Raw genomic sequence first — 16,745 nt, 5'->3', positions numbered from 1 at the left:
ATATTATGGTATTCCAAACTTTGTGCAAGCACTTTGCCTTACCGGTTATCTGGCGGCTGATGGTTTTTCACTTGAGAGATGTGGAGAAATTTTAGATCCAGCCCCTCATCGGAACGCCGCCCGCCCAGCCCTCTCCCAGTGGGAGAGGGGGAAAGGGAGCAGATCTTCATGCTGTTCAAAACTCGAGTTCGACTCGGTATCTCAGGTCGGTGTATAGCGGGCAAACAACTCGGTCAGCTCCCTCTCCCTCCGGGAGAGGGCTGGGGTGAGGGCAGCTTCATTCGGTAAACGGAATACTCTCGACCACTTCCAGGTCATACCCGGTCAGGCCGGCGTATTTCAGCGGTGGCCCAAGATGGCGCAGCTTGCCCACCCCAAGGTTCTGCAGAATCTGCGCCCCAGTCCCGACCTCCGAATAAATCCGCGATTGCGAACGGCTGAACTGTCGTGGCGGCTGGGTCAGTTGCGGCACCCGCTCCAGCAACGCCTGCGAAGACTCATGATTAGCCAACACCACAACAACCCCATGCCCCTCAGTCGCGACCCGTTGCAGCGCCGCCCACAACGTCCAGTTCGTCGGCCCGCTGTACTCGGCACCGACCAGATCACGCAGCGGATCGATCACATGCACACGCACCAGCGTCGGCTCTTCACGGCGCAAATCACCCATGACCATCGCCATGTGCACGCCGCCTTCGATGCGATCCTCGAAGGTGATCAAACGGAAGGTGCCGTGCACCGTCGGCAGCTCGCGTTCGCCAATGCGCTCGATGGTGTGTTCGGTGCTCAGGCGATAGTGGATCAGGTCGGCGATGGTGCCGATCTTGATCCCGTGCTTGCGCGCGAACACTTCCAGATCCGGGCGACGGGCCATGGTGCCGTCGTCGTTCATGACCTCGACAATCACCGAGGCGGGGGTGAGACTGGCCAAACGGGCCAGATCGCAACCCGCCTCGGTATGCCCGGCGCGGGTCAGCACGCCACCTTCCTTGGCGCGCAGCGGGAAGATGTGGCCGGGCTGCACCAGGTCTTCAGCGCGGGCATTCGGCGCGACAGCGGCGGCAACGGTGCAGGCGCGATCAGCTGCGGAGATGCCGGTGGTCACGCCAACCGCCGCTTCAATCGACACGGTAAACGCGGTGCTGAACACACTGCCATTGGCCGGGACCATTTGCTCCAGGCCCAAACGCTGGCAATGTTCATCAGTCAGCGTCAGGCAAATGAGCCCGCGCGCTTCGCGGGCCATGAAGCTGATCGCCTCAGGCGTACAACGGTCGGCGGCCAGCAACAGGTCGCCCTCGTTCTCGCGATCTTCGTCATCGACCAGCAGGACCATTTTGCCGAGGCGATAATCTTCGATGATTTCTTCGATGCTGTTGAAGGCCATGCTGGACTCTCAGGGTTTGTTGGGAATATATTGGTATACCATAATACAAAATCAACAAAGAGGTCACTATGAAGGCGTACTGGATTGCTCATGTGGATATAGCCGATGCCGATCACTACAGCCAATACACCCAGCGCGCGCCGGCAGCCTTCGCCGCGTTCGGCGCAAAGTTTCTGGCAAGAGGCGGGCGCAGCGAAGCGATGGAAGGGCGCGAGACGCCGCAGCGCAGCGTGGTGATCGAGTTCGAGAGCTACGAAAAAGCCGTGGCGTGCTACCACTCGGCGGCGTACCAGGAAGCGAAGCGTTATCGCGAAGAATGGGCGACGGCGCAAATCATCATCGTCGAAGGCATCGCCCCACTGTGAAGCCCACGGTAATGATCGTTCCCACGCTCCGCGTGGGAACGCCTCTTCGGACGCTCCGCGTTCGGCTGCTGAAGGGACGCGGAGCGTCCCGGTCTGCATTCCCACGCGGAGCGTGGGAACGATCAGACGGGGGGGATAGGTGGTGATCAGCGGATAAAGTGGATCTTGCCGCTGTCATCATTGCCCATATAGATCCCATACACCCCAGCCTGGCGCTCTTCGATATAGCGCTCGAGAATCTGCCGGATCGCCGGGTAGTAGATCTGCTCCCACGGAATGTCTTCCGGGGCGAAGAATTTGTAATCCATGGTCTCCGGCCCGTACTGCCCGGTGATCTCCAGCGCGATCGCGCGGAAGATGATGTACACCTCGCTGATCTTCGGCACGCTGAAAATCGAATACGGCGAGACGATTTCCGCGCGCACGCCGCTTTCTTCCCAGACTTCGCGGACCGCCGCTTGCTCGGTGGTCTCGCCGCTCTCCATGAAACCGGCCGGCAGCGTCCAGGTGCCGGGGCGCGGTGGGATCGCCCGTTGGCACAGCAGGTATTTGCCGTCCTGCTCGATGATGCAGCCGGCAATGATCTTCGGATTGATGTAGTGGATGTAGCCGCAACCGCGGCACATCAGGCGCTCGTGCGTATCGCCCGGCGGTATCTGCTGACCAAGATCAGGGCCACCGCATTTCGGGCAAAAGCTCGGGCTGAACATATCAGTGACCTATACGCGGTTCTTTCAGCGCGATGGGCAGGGTGATCGGCGGCGTGCCTTTGACGGCAGAGCCAGTCTCTTCCTGTTTGCGCTTGAGGTAGTCGAGCGCCACCGCAGCGGCAGCGCGCACGTGATCGACACAGGCCTGATGCGCCACCAGCGGATCGCCGCTCTTGATCGCCTCAACCATTTTTTCCATTTCCTGATTACTCGCGCCGCGCCGGTTTTCCTGCGAAACCGAAGTCGCGCGCAGGTAGCTGATGCGTGCCTGCAACTGACGCAACTGAGTCGCCGCGACATGGTTGCCCGAACCTTCGAGCAGCACATCGTAGAAACCCTGCACCGAGTCGATTACCTGCTGCAACTCGCCATCCTTGAGTGCCTTGCGGTTGTCGTCGAGGGCTTTTTCCAGGGCTTTGATGTCCTTGGCCTTGGCGCGCAGGGTGAACAACTGCACGATCAAACCTTCGAGCACGCAGCGCAGTTCGTAGATATCGACGGCATCGGCCAATGTGATGATGGCGACACGCGGGCCTTTGGCATCGGCGAACTCGACCAGGCCTTCGGATTCGAGGTGACGCAAGGCCTCGCGCACGGAGGTGCGGCTGACGCCAAGGCGATCGCACAGATCGCGCTCGACCAGACGATCACCGGGCATGAGCTGGAAATTCATGATCGCGCTACGCAGTTTATCCAGCACGATTTCGCGCAGGGTAACGGGGTTGCGATTGACCTTGAAGCTGTCGTCGAGTGGCTGGCGTTTCATGGGGTCCGCTCTTTCGGTTGGCTGTCCATGCCAGACGGGCATCTAAACAGCCGAGGGGTTGACTGGGGCTTCGGCGTCGGCTTCGGCAAAGGCTTCACGGGCCAGCCGGAAACTGTCCACGGCTGCCGGAACGCCGCAATAAATACCGACCTGAAGCAGAATTTCGCGTATTTGCTCACGACTCAGGCCGTTACGCAAGGCGCCACGCACATGCAGCTTGAGTTCGTGCGGACGGTTGAGCGCCGAGATCATCGCCAGGTTGATCATGCTGCGCTCTTTGAGCGACAAACCTTCACGACCCCAGACATGGCCCCAGCAGTATTCGGTGACCATTTCCTGCAAGGGGCGGGTGAAGTCGTCGGCGTTGTCGATTGAACGCTGAACGTAGGCTTCGCCCAATACCTGGGTGCGGATCTTCAAGCCTTTTTCGTACTTTTCGTTACTCATCATTCCTCCAATCTCCCCAATTCCCCTGTAGGAGCTGCCGAAGGCCGCGATCTTTTGATCTTGCTCTTGAGAATCAACGTCAAAAGATCGCAGCCTTCGGCAGCTCCTACAGGGATGTGTGTGGATCTGTCAGGCCAGGGTTGGCAGGGGGCCGAGCTTGCCTTTGTGGTAGATCATCGGCGTCACCGGTTGTGCTGGCAGGATCAGGTTCTTCACCGCGCCAACAATAATCGCGTGATCGCCACCGTCATATTCACGCCACAACTCGCACTCGATGATCGCGGTGGCTTTGGCGAGAATCGGGTTACCGAGTTCGCTCAAATGCCACTCGATGTTCTTGGCCTTGTCCTTGCCCTTACCGGCGAAGGCGTAGGCCTCGGCGGTCTGATCGGCGGACAGCAAATGGATCGCGAACTTCTTGCTGTCACGCAGCACCGGGTAGGTGTCGGAAGCGTAGTTGGGGCAGAACAACACCAGCGCCGGGTCAATCGACAGCGCACTGAAGGCGCTGGCGGTGATGCCGACGATTCCACCTTCCGGGTCAAGGGTGGTCACCACCGTGACGCCGGACGGAAACGAGCTCATGACGTCTTTGTAAATGCCGGGTTCGATCATTTCGCAGGACTCCTAGCGCATCACAAACGGATCAGGCATTGGCGCCTGGGAAAGGTTGATCCACACCGTTTTCAGTTCGGTGTAGGCCAGCACCGAATCGATGCCGCTCTCGCGTCCATAGCCACTGTTCTTGAAGCCGCCGATGGGTGCCATCGCCGACACCGCGCGGTAAGTGTTGACCCAGATGATCCCTGAACGCACATCGCGCGCCAGACGATGGGCGCGACCGAGATCGCGCGTCCAGATGCCGGCCGCGAGGCCGAACTGCGAGTCGTTGGCGATCGCCAGCGCTTCGGCTTCATCTTTGAAGCGGATCACCGACGCCACCGGGCCAAAGACTTCTTCCTGCATGATCTTCATCGAATTGCGGTCGCATTCGAACAGCGTCGGCTCGTAGAACCAGCCTTCGCCGAGACCGCTCGGACGCTTGCCACCCGTGCGCAAACGCGCGCCCTCAGCGATGGCATCGGCGACCAGACCTTCGACCACCGCCAGTTGCTGCGCGGTCGCCATCGGGCCCATTTCGCTGGCGTCTTCTTGCGGGTTGCCGATGCGAATGCGCTGGGCGCGTTCGACCAGTCGATTGACAAATTCGTCGTAGATTTCGTCCTGCACCAACAGGCGCGAACCGGACACGCAACTCTGCCCGGAGGCGGCATAGATTCCGGCAATCGCGCCGTTGATTGCACTGTCGAGATCGGCGTCGGCGAAGATGATGTTCGGCGACTTGCCGCCAAGTTCCAGCGACAGTTTGGCGAAGTTCTCGGCGCTGCTGCGCACCACGTGCCGCGCCGTCGCCGCGCCGCCGGTGAAGGCGATTTTGCGGATCAGCGGATGGCGGGTGAGGGCGGCGCCAGTGCTCGGGCCGTAACCGGTGACGACGTTGACCACACCCGGCGGAATCCCGGCTTCGAGGGCCAGACGTGCCAGCTCAAGAATGGTCGCCGAAGCGTGTTCGGACGGCTTGATCACAATCGTGTTGCCGGCGGCGAGGGCCGGGGCGAGTTTGATCGCGGTCAGGTACAGCGGGCTGTTCCACGGAATGATCGCGGCGACTACGCCCATCGCTTCATGCACGGTGTAGGCGAACAGATCCGGCTTATCCAGCGGCAGCGTGCCGCCTTCGAGCTTGTCGGCCAGCCCTGCGGTGTAATGGAAAAACTCCGGCAGATAACTGACCTGGCCACGGGTTTCGCGGATCAGCTTGCCGTTGTCGCGACTTTCCAGCTGCGCCAGTTGTTCCTTGTTTTCCGCGATCAAGTCGCCGAGTCGGCGCAGCAGTTTGCCGCGCGCGGTGGCGGTCAGGCCACGCCATGCCGGGCTGTCGAAAGCGGCTTGTGCCGATTGCACGGCGCGTTCGACGTCAGCTTCATCAGCGTCAGGCAATTCTGCCCAGGCTTGTGCGGAGGCCGGGTTGAGGCTTTCGAAGGTCTTGCCGGAGAGGGCGTCGACCCATTCTCCGCCGATGCACATCTGGAAGCGTGCGAGTGTCATGCAACGATCCCCTTTATATGGTTTTGTCGGGAGTGTGCGAATTGGAGAAATTCCAGCAGCGTCTGATTGACCAGACGCGGCGACTCTACGGGCATCATATGCCGTTGCTCGGCCAGCACGGCAACCTTCGCACCGGGGATGCGTCGGGCCAGTTGCTCGGCCATTTCCGGGGTCGAACCCGGATCGAGTTCACCCGTGGCGATCAGCGTCGGCGCTTGAATGCTGCCCAGGTCGTCGGCGCGGTACATGTCTTGGGTGGCGAACAGTTCATAGGTGGTCAGATAGCCTTGCGGATCATTACCGGCGAGGGTCTGGCGGATCGCAGCGATCTGCGCCGGGTTGGCCGCTTGATATTCGCGGCTGAACCAGCGTGACAGCGCGGCTTCGGCATTGGCGTCCGGGCCATGTTCGGCCGCTTGCGCGGTGCGCGCGATGACGCCGGCACGCTGTTCTTCACTGCGGTTGAACACGCTGTTCAACACCACCAGGCTTTGCAGGCGCTCCGGGTAATGCAGGGCAAAGGCCCGCGCGACCAGACCGCCCATGGAGAAACCGATCACCGCTGCCTGCGGCAGATTCAGGTGATCGAGCAACTCCAGCAACTGATCGGCGTAACCGAGCAGGTTGGTGCCGCTGGCCGGTCGCGGGCTGGCGCCATGCCCAAGCATGTCGTAGGCGATCACTTGGTATTGGCTGGACAGGCCGACAATCTGGCCGCCCCACATTTCTTTGTTCAGGCCCACGCCGTGGATCAAAACCACGGGCTGGCCTTGGCCGGTCGCCAGGTAACTGGTGCCAGCCGGGGTGAGTTCAGCGGTGAGCCGAATCATGGAGCGCTCCTGCAATGCCTTTTTATTGTGGTTACTGGGCTTTTTCGGCGGCCAGTTCTTCCAGATCGATGTAGCGGTTGCCGATGCGCGGGTGCAGGCGACCACCGTCGGCGCAACCCAGCACGACGACGATTTCGTCGGCACGCGGCGCGTCTTCGATCTGCATTTCCAGAGTGATGTAGTGCGAACGCTGACCTTCGTCGTCCTTGTGCATCATTGGGATCTGAATCGAAGTGCCCGGGCCGCCGCGCTTGTTGGTGAAGCTCAGGTAGCTCTTGGCGTTGACGGCTTCGCGGTAGTGGTTGCCGAAGCGCAGGGTGTGGATCACCGCAGAGGCGTGTTCGATTTCACCATCGGCGCCGACCACGGCAGCTTTGCCGTAGGCCTCGATTTTGTCCGCACCGCCGATGATGCCGACCAGACGCTCGACCATCAGCGCGCCGAGGTCGGAGCAGTTGGCGCGGATCTGCGGCTTGAGGTCTTCAACGAAACCGTTGCCCACCCAAGGGTTTTTCATCACCACGGCGAGGCCGACCATGGTCACCGGCTTGTCGGTGGCTTTGCCGCCTTCGATGAAGGTTTCTTCGACATAGCTGACGATCTTGCGAATTTCGAAACTCATGAGCTGCTCCGTTGGGGGATTGAGAGTGTCTGTGCGTCTGATGGTATACCATAATACCGATCGTGCAAGTCCCCCTCGCAAGATTCCCCTCATCCATCCGACGAATCCTCCGTCATAACAACGCGAAATCCCTGTAGGAGCTGCGGCACGCTGCGATCTTTTGATCTTTAAAGGCCAGGATCAAAAGATCGCAGCCTCGTTTCACTCGTCAGCTCCTACAGGGTTGTGCGTTCATGCCATGCGGTTAACAAAAGATAACGTGGCGCCGATTGTCAGACGTTTCGAAAGCCCGATAGGATGAGCCAGCTTCCGAAGTGGCTCTGGATTGCGGGTTTCAGGACTATGCTCCTGAGCAGCCATCAGCGGAGCACACTTGCGGCGCCCTTGAAGGCCAGAAGGCCTAACAATAATAAATAGGGGAAGGTCTATGAGTCGTTGCCGCCCGCCGGCGTTACGCAACACCGCTTTGCTGGCCACAGCACTCGCCCTGCTGGGCTTCGCCACGTTATCGGCACCTGTGCTGGCCGCCGAGGCTCCAGCCGACGTGGTTTATGCCACCGAATCCGGCAAAGCCGCGAAAAGCCTGATTCTTGATGTCGTCCACGCCGGCACGCGCCTGGTCGCAGTCGGGGATCGCGGGCACATTCTCTATTCCGATGACCAGGGCAAAACCTGGACCCAGGCCAAGGTGCCAAGCCGGCAACTGCTGACCGCGGTGTATTTTGTCGACGACAAACACGGCTGGGCGGTCGGCCACGACGCGCAAATCCTCGCCAGCGCAGACGGCGGTCTGACCTGGAGCAAACAATTCGAAGACCTCAAACGTGAATCGCCGCTGCTCGATGTCTGGTTCAAGGACGTCAACAGCGGCCTCGCCGTGGGCGCGTATGGCGCGCTGCTGGAAACCACCGACGGCGGCAAGAGTTGGCAAGACGTCAGCGACCGCCTCGACAACGAAGACCAGTTCCACCTCAACGCCATCGCGGCGGTGAAGGACGCCGGGCTGTTCATCGTCGGCGAGTCGGGCAGCATGTTCCGCTCCGCCGACTGGGGCCAGACCTGGGAAAAACTCGAAGGCCCGTACGAAGGCTCGCTGTTCGGCGTGATCGGTACGGCTCAGCCGCAAACCCTGCTGGCCTACGGCTTGCGCGGCAACCTCTACCGCTCCACAGACTTCGGCAGTACCTGGGAGCAGGTCGAACTGAAAGCCGCCCGTGGCTCCCTGGAATTCGGCTTGTCCGGCGCGACCTTGCTGCCTGACGGTTCAATCGTGATCGTCGGCAACGGCGGCTCGGTGATCAGCAGCAGCGACAACGGCGAAACCTTCAGCGTGTTCAACCGCCCGGATCGCATCTCGCTGTCTTCCGTCACCGCTGCCGGCGACGGCAACCTGATCCTGACCGGGCAGGGCGGCGTCCACACCACGCTGCCGAACGGTGCCGAAATCAATAATAAGAAGGCGGGGCTATGACTTCCTTGATCACTCCTCAGCAGGAAAAGGCGACGTTCCTTGAGCGCCTGATCTTCAACAACCGCCCGGCAGTGATTCTGATCTGTCTGGTGGTGAGCATTTTCCTGTTCTGGCAGGCCACGCTGATCCGGCCGTCGACCAGTTTCGAAAAAATGATCCCGCTCAAGCATCCGTTCATCGAGAAGATGATGGAGCACCGCAACGACCTGGCGAACCTCGGCAACACCGTACGAATTTCGGTGGAAGCCACCGACGGCGACATCTTCTCCAAGGAGTACATGGAGACCCTGCGCCAGATCAACGACGAAGTGTTCTACATCTCCGGCGTCGACCGTTCCGGGCTGAAGTCGCTGTGGAGCCCGAGCGTACGCTGGACCGAAGTGACCGAAGAAGGTTTTGCCGGCGGTGAAGTGATCCCGCAGAGCTACAACGGCTCGCAGGACAGCCTCGATCTGCTGCGCAACAACGTGCTCAAGTCCGGTCAGGTCGGGCGCCTGGTGTCCAACGACTTCAAGTCGAGCATCGTCGATATCCCGTTGTTGGAGTCCTATCCGGACCCGCAGGATCAGGGCAAATTGCTGGCGCTGGACTACCGGCAGTTCTCCCATGAGCTTGAAGACAAGATCCGCAACAAGTTCGAAGCGCAGAACCCCAACGTCAAGATCCACATCGTCGGTTTCGCCAAGAAAGTCGGCGACCTGATCGACGGCCTGGTGATGGTGGTGTTGTTCTTCGGCATCGCCTTCGTCATCACCCTGATCCTGCTGTTGTGGTTCACAAACTGCGTACGCAGCACCATCGCGGTGTTGAGTACGACGCTGGTGGCGGTGGTCTGGCAGCTCGGTCTGATGCACTTCTTCGGTTTCGGGCTCGATCCGTATTCGATGCTGGTGCCGTTCCTGATCTTCGCCATCGGTATTTCCCACGGCGTGCAAAAGATCAACGGCATCGCCCTGCAATCCAGTGAGGCCGATAACGCGTTAACCGCAGCACGGCGCACCTTCCGGCAATTGTTCCTGCCGGGGATGATCGCGATTCTCGCGGATGCGGTGGGCTTCATCACGCTGCTGATCATCGACATCGGCGTGATCCGTGAACTGGCAATCGGCGCATCGATCGGCGTTGCGGTGATCGTGTTCACCAACCTGATTCTGCTGCCGGTGGCGATTTCCTATGTCGGCATCAGCAAGCGCGCGATTGCCCGGAGCAAGAAGGACGCCAACCGCGAACATCCGTTCTGGCGCTTGCTGTCGAATTTCGCCAACCCGAAAGTCGCACGCATCTCGGTGGTGCTGGCGCTGATCGCCTTCGGTGGCGGCCTCTGGTACAGCCAGAACCTGAAAATCGGTGACCTCGACCAGGGCGCGCCGGAACTGCGTCCGGACTCGCGCTACAACAAGGACAACAACTTCATCATCAACAACTACTCGACCAGTTCTGACGTGCTGGTGGTGATGGTCAAGACCAAGGCTGAAGGTTGCTCGCGCTTTGAGGCCATGGCGCCGATCGACGAGCTGATGTGGAAGATGCAGAACACCGAGGGCGTGCAGTCGGCGATCTCGCTGGTGACCGTGTCCAAGCAGATGATCAAGGGCATGAACGAGGGCAACCTGAAATGGGAAACCCTGTCACGCAACCCGGACGTGCTGAACAACTCGATTGCCCGCGCCGACGGTCTGTACAACAACAGTTGCTCACTGGCGCCGGTGCTGGTGTTCCTCAACGATCACAAGGCGGAAACCCTGGATCGGGCGGTGCACGCGGTGCAGGAATTCGCCAAGGACAACAACAAGGACGGCCTGGAATTCATCCTCGCCGCCGGTAACGCCGGGATCGAAGCGGCTACCAACGAAGTCATCAAGCAGGCTGAGCTGACCATCCTGATCCTGGTGTACATCTGCGTGGCGGTGATGTGCATGATCACCTTCCGTTCATGGGCGGCGACCTTGTGCATCGTCCTGCCACTGGTACTGACCTCTGTACTCGGCAACGCACTGATGGCGTTCATGGGCATTGGCGTGAAGGTTGCGACGCTGCCGGTGGTGGCGCTGGGTGTGGGGATTGGTGTCGACTACGGCATCTACATCTACAGCCGTCTGGAGAGTTTCCTGCGTGCCGGTCTGCCGTTGCAGGAAGCGTATTACCAGACGCTGAAATCCACCGGTAAAGCGGTGCTGTTTACCGGCCTGTGCCTGGCGATTGGCGTGTGCACGTGGATCTTCTCGGCGATCAAGTTCCAGGCCGACATGGGCCTGATGCTGACCTTCATGCTCTTGTGGAACATGTTCGGTGCGCTGTGGCTGCTGCCGGCACTGGCGCGGTTCCTGATCAAGCCGGAGAAACTGGCGGGGCAGAAGGGTAATTCGCTGTTTGCCCATTGATCTGAAGGGCTGAAATGACAAAGCCGCAACCTTAGGGTTGCGGCTTTTTTTGTGGCTAAAGATCAAGAGCCCCTCACCCTAGCCCTCTCCCGGAGGGAGAGGGGACTGACCGAGGGGGGCGGCTTGATACATCGACCTGAAATACCGAGTTGATTATGGATTCACAGCAAATCATTAGACTTGAGATACCAGTCGATTGTGGATTCACAGCAAATCGTTCAAGTCGGCGTAAATCTCGAATATCCCCCAATCGGTCCCCTCTACCTCTGGGAGAGGGCTAGGGTGAGGGCAGAGGATCTCAAGCGTTAAGTGAGTTCAGCGCCAAGCACAACACTCAAAGCACTACGCGCATCATCCAGCTGCACCAACGTCGCATGCCGGGCGCCAAGGGCATCGCGATTCTCGATAGCAGTCAAAATCGCCTTATGCCGAGGCAACGCCAATTCATGCAGATTCGGCCGCTGATTCGAATGCTTCAACGCCTCGGCAATCGCCACCGACAACATGTTGCACAGGTTCGCCAGCAAATCATTGTGCGTCGCATCGGCGATCCGGCTGTGAAAGTCCAGATCCGGCTGCAACAACGCTTCCGGTGTCGGCGCCGCCTCCATGCGCTGGTAAGCCTCACCAATCGCGGCAATTTCGACATCGGTCGCATGCTGGGCGGCGAGGGCGGCAGCGGCCGGTTCGATAATGCTGCGCACGCTGGTCAGCACATTGAAGAATTCATTCTGCGGGCTGCTTTGCATCAGCCAGTGCAGCACGTCCGGGTCGAGCATGTGCCATTCGCGGCGCGCCTTGACCACCGTGCCGACGCGCGGCCTGGAATACACCAGCCCCTTGGCCACGAGTACCCGCGTGGCTTCACGCAACACCGGCCGGCTGACCGCGTATTCCTCGCACAATAAGGCTTCGGCGGGCAGTTTGTCGTCGGGCTTGAAGCGTCCGGAGACGATCTGCATGCCCAGTTCCTGGACGATGCGCGAGTGCATGCTTTTGCGGTCGGAGGGTTTGCGGTAATCCATGGGGAACGGCGCGATCCTGAGCGATGGAGATGCCGCGCATCATAGCAGGCACGACACAATCTTGAGGGAATGCACAAAGGCCAAATGTGGGAATGCTGCCCCGGGACGCTCTGTGTCCCATTTCAGAGCTGGAACGCGGAGCGTCCCTAGAGGCATTCCCACGCGAAGCGTGGGAACGATCAAACAGGGGAATGCATTCCAATGTAGGAGCTGCCGCAGGCTGCGATCTTTTGCTCTTAATGGGAATGACGAGGCACTTCAGCCCCTCGGCAACCGACCAGGAAATCAAAGTCACAGCCCTGATCCGCTTGCAGCACATGGTCGATGTACAACTGACGATAGCCGCCCACCAACAACTGCTGCGGTGGTTGCAGATCCGCCATCCGCGCCGCCAGTTCCGCATCCGGAATATCCAGGTGCAAACGGCCAGTGGCGCAATCCAGTTCGATCCAGTCGCCTTCCTTCACCGTCGCCAAAGGCCCGCCAGCCGCCGCTTCCGGTGCCACGTGCAAAACCACCGTGCCGTACGCGGTGCCGCTCATCCGCGCATCGGAAATACGCACCATGTCCGTCACACCCTGCGCCAGCAACTTGGCCGGCAGCCCCATGTTGCCGACTTCGGCCATGCCCGGATAACCCTTCGGCCCGCAGTTCTTCATCACCAGAATCGAATCCTTGTCGACATCCAGCTCCGGATCATTGATCCGCGCCTTGTACATGTCGAAGTTCTCAAACACCACCGCACGACCGCGATGCTGCATCAGTTCCGGCGTTGCAGCGGACGGCTTGAGCACCGCACCCAGCGGCGCCAGGTTGCCGCGCAACACACAAATCCCGCCGTCGGCGCGGATCGGATTGTCGAGCGTGCGGATCACTTCGTCTTCGCCATAGATCGGCGCGTCCTTGGTGTTCTCGCCGATGGACTTGCCGTTCACCGTCAGCGCATTCGGATGAGGAATCAGATTGGCTTCACCGAGGCGACGCAATACTGCGGGCAAACCACCGGCGTAATAGAACTCTTCCATCAGAAAACGCCCCGACGGTTGCAGGTCGACAATGGTCGGCATGCCGCGCCCCATGCGCGTCCAGTCATCCAGATCCAGCTCGACACCGATGCGCCCGGCAATGGCTTTCAAGTGAATCACCGCGTTGGTCGAACCACCGATGGCGGCGTTCACGCGGATAGCATTCTCGAAGGCTTCTTTAGTCAGAATCTTCGACAGTTTCAAATCTTCGCGAACCATCTCTACGGCCCGCATGCCGGACATGTGCGCCAACACATAACGCCGCGCATCCACCGCAGGAATCGCCGCGTTGTGCGGCAAGGACGTGCCGAGTGCTTCAGCCATGCAGGCCATGGTCGATGCGGTGCCCATGGTGTTGCAGGTGCCCGCCGAACGCGACATGCCGCCCTCGGCCGCAAGGAAATCGTCAATCGTGATGGTGCCAGCCTTGACCTGTTCGCTGAGCTGCCAGACCACCGTGCCGGAACCGATGTCCTTGCCCTTGTGCTTGCCGTTGAGCATCGGCCCGCCGGTGACGACGATGGCCGGCACGTCGCAACTGGCCGCGCCCATCAACAGCGCCGGGGTGGTTTTGTCGCAACCGGTCAGCAGCACGACGCCGTCAATCGGGTTGCCGCGAATCGCTTCTTCAACGTCCATGCTCGCCAGGTTGCGGGTGAGCATGGCGGTCGGGCGCAGGTTCGATTCGCCGTTGGAGAACACCGGGAATTCCACTGGAAACCCACCGGCCTCGATCACCCCGCGTTTGACGTGCTCCGCGATCTGGCGGAAGTGCGCGTTGCACGGGGTCAGTTCCGACCAGGTGTTGCAGATGCCGATGATCGGCTTGCCGTGGAACTGGTGGTCGGCGATGCCCTGATTCTTCATCCAGCTGCGGTACATGAAGCCGTTCTTGTCGGCCGTGCCAAACCATTGGGCGGAGCGCAGGGTGGGTTTCTTATCAGACATGATCGATTCTCTTATTGTATGACTATAGTGTTCGAGCTACGGCCTAATCTAAGCGCAAAATCCTAGGTTTGGAAGTGTTGTTGGTGAATTAGTATTACTATATAGTCGTTTTCGACGGAGGGTTGGCCCTGACGGTTTTCCGTGAGAGGCGTCCCCCGAGGTTCTATAAAAACAACAATCGGAGACCGATCTCATGAGCCAGGAACTGCGGCTAATCCGGCGCATCACGCTGAAACTGATTCCCTTCCTGATCCTGCTGTACCTGATCGCCTATGTGGATCGCTCCGCCGTCGGCTTCGCCAAGCTGCACATGGGCGCCGACATCGGCATTGGCGATGCGGCTTATGGCCTCGGTGCCGGGCTGTTCTTCATTGGCTACTTTCTCCTCGAAATTCCCAGCAACCTGATGCTCGAACGCTTCGGCGCGAGGCGCTGGTTTGCGCGAATCATGATCACCTGGGGCGCCATCACCATCGGCATGGCCTTCGTCCAAGGGCCGCACAGTTTCTACGTGATGCGCTTTCTGCTCGGCGCGGCTGAAGCGGGGTTCTTCCCCGGCGTTCTCTACTACATCACCCAATGGTTCCCGGTGCGTCATCGCGGCAAGATCCTCGGGCTGTTCATCCTTTCTCAGCCCATCGCGATGATGATTACCGGCCCGGTGTCCGGCGGTTTACTCGGCATGGACGGCGTCCTTGGTCTGCACGGCTGGCAGTGGCTGTTCATCGTCATCGGCACGCCGGCGATCCTGCTGACCTGGCCGGTCTTGCGCTGGTTGCCGGATGGCCCGCAGCAAGTGCAGTGGATGGATCAGGCGGAAAAGGACTGGCTGACCGGCGAGCTGAAAAAGGATCTGCAGGCATACGGCCAGACCCGCCACGGCAACCCGCTGCATGCGCTGAAAGACAAACGCGTGTTGCTGCTGGCGCTGTTTTATCTGCCGGTGACGTTGAGCATTTATGGCTTGGGTTTGTGGTTGCCGACGCTGATCAAACAGTTCGGTGGCAGTGATCTGGTCACTGGTTTCGTGTCGTCGGTGCCGTACATTTTCGGGATCATCGGCTTGCTGATCGTGCCGCGCAGTTCTGATCGCTTGAATGATCGCTACGGGCATCTGGCCGTGCTTTATGTGCTGGGCGCGATTGGTCTGTTCATGAGCGCGTGGCTGTCGTTGCCGGTGGCGCAACTGGCAGCGTTATGTCTGGTGGCGTTTGCGCTGTTTTCCTGCACGGCGGTGTTCTGGACTTTGCCTGGGCGGTTCTTTGCCGGGGCGAGTGCGGCGGCGGGGATTGCCTTGATTAATTCGGTGGGGAACCTGGGCGGGTATATCGGGCCATTCGTGATTGGGGCGTTGAAGGAATACACCGGCAACCTCGCGTCCGGCCTGTACTTCCTCTCGGGGGTGATGGTCTTCGGTTTGATCCTGACCGCAATCGTCTACCGCGTGCTGGAACGCAAACACGTTCTGCCAGTCGACCAATTCGCCGCCAGCGCCCGCGGCGCCACCCGCACCTGAATGACCAACACCGGTCCCCTGTAGGAGTGAGCCTGCTCGCGATAGCGGTCTATCAGTTGGCAACTTTTTGGCTGACACACCGCTATCGCGAGCAGGCTCACTCCTACAAGGAGCTGCGGTGTTTCGAATTACACAGGAGAAGAACATGCATCTGGTTCAATTCGAATTAAGCAACCGCGAACGCCGTGTCGGCGTGGTCGACAACGGTCTGGTGCGCGAAGTGCAGGACGCCCGCACAGTGCGCGATCTGGCGCTCGCCGCCATTGAGGCCGGCAACACCCTTGAGCAGCAAGTGCAAACCTTGGGCCTTGGCATCAGCCACGACTATGCCGAACTGCTGTCGCAACTGCGCATCCTGCCGCCACTCGACCACCCGGATCCGGCGCACATGTTGATCAGCGGCACCGGTCTGACCCACCTGGGCAGCGCCTCGGCGCGCGACAAAATGCACCAGCAGGCCGGCGACGAAGCGACGATGACCGACACCATGCGCATCTTCAAATGGGGCGTGGAGGGCGGCAAACCGGCGGCGGGGCAGGCCGGTGTGCAGCCGGAATGGTTCTACAAAGGCGACGGCAGCATCGTCGTCCGTCCCGGCCAGCCGTTCCCGGTACCGCCGTTTGCCGAAGACGCTGGCGAAGAACCGGAGATGGCCGGCCTGTACCTCATCGGCAACGACGGCAAGCCTTATCGCTTGGGCTTCGCGGTGGGCAACGAATTCTCCGATCACATCATGGAGCGCAAGAATTACCTGTACCTCGCGCACTCGAAACTGCGCAGCTGCAGCTACGGCCCGGAACTTCGCACCGGCGAACTGCCTCAACATCTGGCAGGCACCAGTCGTATCCTGCGTGACGGCGAAGTGCTCTGGCAGAACGAGTTTCTCAGCGGCGAGGCGAACATGTGCCACAGCCTCGCCAACCTCGAATACCACCACTTCAAATACAGCCAGTTCCTCCGTCCGGGCGATGTGCACATTCACTTCTTCGGCACCGCGACCCTGTCGTTTGCCGACGGCATTCGCACCCAACCGGGCGACGTCTTCGAAATCAGCCAGGCCGAATTCGGCGCGCCGCTGGTCAACGGCATCGTCCCGGTTACCGCGGTGTTTGAACCGGACAGCATCGGCACCCTTTAAGGAGA

At 60.2% G+C, this 16,745-nt stretch carries 15 protein-coding genes; 5 read left to right on the top strand and 10 right to left on the bottom strand.

Translation table 11 applies throughout. The features are described 5' to 3' along the window. Positions 1 to 277: 277 nt before the first annotated feature. Positions 278 to 1,387, bottom strand: coding sequence for a bifunctional 3,4-dihydroxy-2-butanone-4-phosphate synthase/GTP cyclohydrolase II (ribBA, locus tag ACIPZE_RS07375; protein WP_400772185.1), 1,110 nt, complete (start codon positions 1,385 to 1,387; stop codon positions 278 to 280). A 68-nt stretch (positions 1,388 to 1,455) separates the two neighbouring features. Here ribBA and ACIPZE_RS07370 point away from each other — a divergent pair, with 68 nt between their 5' ends. Continuing rightward, positions 1,456 to 1,752, top strand: coding sequence for a DUF1330 domain-containing protein (locus ACIPZE_RS07370; protein WP_400772183.1), 297 nt, complete (start codon positions 1,456 to 1,458; stop codon positions 1,750 to 1,752). A gap of 146 nt (positions 1,753 to 1,898) precedes the next feature. Here the strand turns inward: ACIPZE_RS07370 and ACIPZE_RS07365 are convergent, their stop codons facing one another. From ACIPZE_RS07365 to ACIPZE_RS07335, 7 genes are all read right to left on the bottom strand, one after another. Continuing rightward, the gene (locus ACIPZE_RS07365; protein WP_008088079.1) at positions 1,899 to 2,462 is read right to left on the bottom strand and encodes an NUDIX hydrolase; all 564 of its coding nucleotides are present in this window, start codon (positions 2,460 to 2,462) and stop codon (positions 1,899 to 1,901) included. Position 2,463: 1 nt separating this feature from the next. Continuing rightward, positions 2,464 to 3,228, bottom strand: a complete 765-nt coding sequence (locus tag ACIPZE_RS07360; protein ID WP_283436760.1) for a GntR family transcriptional regulator — start codon at positions 3,226 to 3,228, stop codon at positions 2,464 to 2,466. Positions 3,229 to 3,270: 42 nt separating this feature from the next. Further along, entirely contained in the window at positions 3,271 to 3,675 is a 405-nt protein-coding gene (locus ACIPZE_RS07355) for a carboxymuconolactone decarboxylase family protein (RefSeq protein ID WP_053121180.1), read from the bottom strand. Positions 3,676 to 3,804: 129 nt separating this feature from the next. Continuing rightward, complete coding sequence (locus ACIPZE_RS07350) at positions 3,805 to 4,290, bottom strand: flavin reductase family protein (protein ID WP_400772181.1); 486 nt, start codon at positions 4,288 to 4,290, stop codon at positions 3,805 to 3,807. 12 nt (positions 4,291 to 4,302) lie between these two features. Continuing rightward, positions 4,303 to 5,784, bottom strand: coding sequence for an aldehyde dehydrogenase (locus ACIPZE_RS07345; RefSeq protein WP_400772179.1), 1,482 nt, complete (start codon positions 5,782 to 5,784; stop codon positions 4,303 to 4,305). Next, on the bottom strand, positions 5,781 to 6,614 hold the full coding sequence (locus ACIPZE_RS07340; protein ID WP_400772178.1) for an alpha/beta fold hydrolase: 834 nt from the start codon (positions 6,612 to 6,614) through the stop codon (positions 5,781 to 5,783). Before ACIPZE_RS07340 ends, ACIPZE_RS07345 begins: the two co-directional genes overlap by 4 nt. A 31-nt stretch (positions 6,615 to 6,645) precedes the next feature. Further along, positions 6,646 to 7,236, bottom strand: coding sequence for an amino acid synthesis family protein (locus ACIPZE_RS07335; protein WP_122594276.1), 591 nt, complete (start codon positions 7,234 to 7,236; stop codon positions 6,646 to 6,648). 427 nt (positions 7,237 to 7,663) lie between these two features. On the opposite strand from ACIPZE_RS07335, the gene ACIPZE_RS07330 reads away from it, so the two are divergent. After that, a complete protein-coding gene (locus tag ACIPZE_RS07330) occupies positions 7,664 to 8,707 on the top strand; it encodes a WD40/YVTN/BNR-like repeat-containing protein (protein ID WP_400772176.1) in 1,044 nt (347 codons plus the stop codon). Beyond that, a complete protein-coding gene (locus tag ACIPZE_RS07325) occupies positions 8,704 to 11,088 on the top strand; it encodes an RND family transporter (protein ID WP_283436755.1) in 2,385 nt (794 codons plus the stop codon). The genes ACIPZE_RS07330 and ACIPZE_RS07325 overlap by 4 nt, the downstream gene beginning before the upstream one ends. Before the next feature lie 305 nt (positions 11,089 to 11,393). On the opposite strand, the gene ACIPZE_RS07320 is transcribed toward ACIPZE_RS07325, so the two are convergent. Both ACIPZE_RS07320 and ACIPZE_RS07315 read right to left on the bottom strand, forming a co-directional pair. Continuing rightward, entirely contained in the window at positions 11,394 to 12,113 is a 720-nt protein-coding gene (locus ACIPZE_RS07320) for a FadR/GntR family transcriptional regulator (RefSeq protein ID WP_129392937.1), read from the bottom strand. A gap of 236 nt (positions 12,114 to 12,349) precedes the next feature. Next, positions 12,350 to 14,086: an IlvD/Edd family dehydratase gene (locus ACIPZE_RS07315; protein ID WP_053121166.1), complete on the bottom strand. Its 1,737-nt coding sequence runs from the start codon at positions 14,084 to 14,086 to the stop codon at positions 12,350 to 12,352. 193 nt (positions 14,087 to 14,279) lie between these two features. On the opposite strand from ACIPZE_RS07315, the gene ACIPZE_RS07310 reads away from it, so the two are divergent. Next, a complete protein-coding gene (locus ACIPZE_RS07310) occupies positions 14,280 to 15,602 on the top strand; it encodes an MFS transporter (protein WP_129392940.1) in 1,323 nt (440 codons plus the stop codon). Between the two features lie 145 nt (positions 15,603 to 15,747). Next, the gene (gene araD1 / locus ACIPZE_RS07305) at positions 15,748 to 16,740 is read left to right on the top strand and encodes an AraD1 family protein (protein WP_400772174.1); all 993 of its coding nucleotides are present in this window, start codon (positions 15,748 to 15,750) and stop codon (positions 16,738 to 16,740) included. Positions 16,741 to 16,745: the final 5 nt, after the last annotated feature.

It is taken from the genome of Pseudomonas sp. NPDC089741, from assembly GCF_044748825.1.
Taxonomy (GTDB): domain Bacteria; phylum Pseudomonadota; class Gammaproteobacteria; order Pseudomonadales; family Pseudomonadaceae; genus Aquipseudomonas; species Aquipseudomonas helmanticensis.
This window is presented reverse-complemented; position numbering and strand designations above follow the sequence as displayed.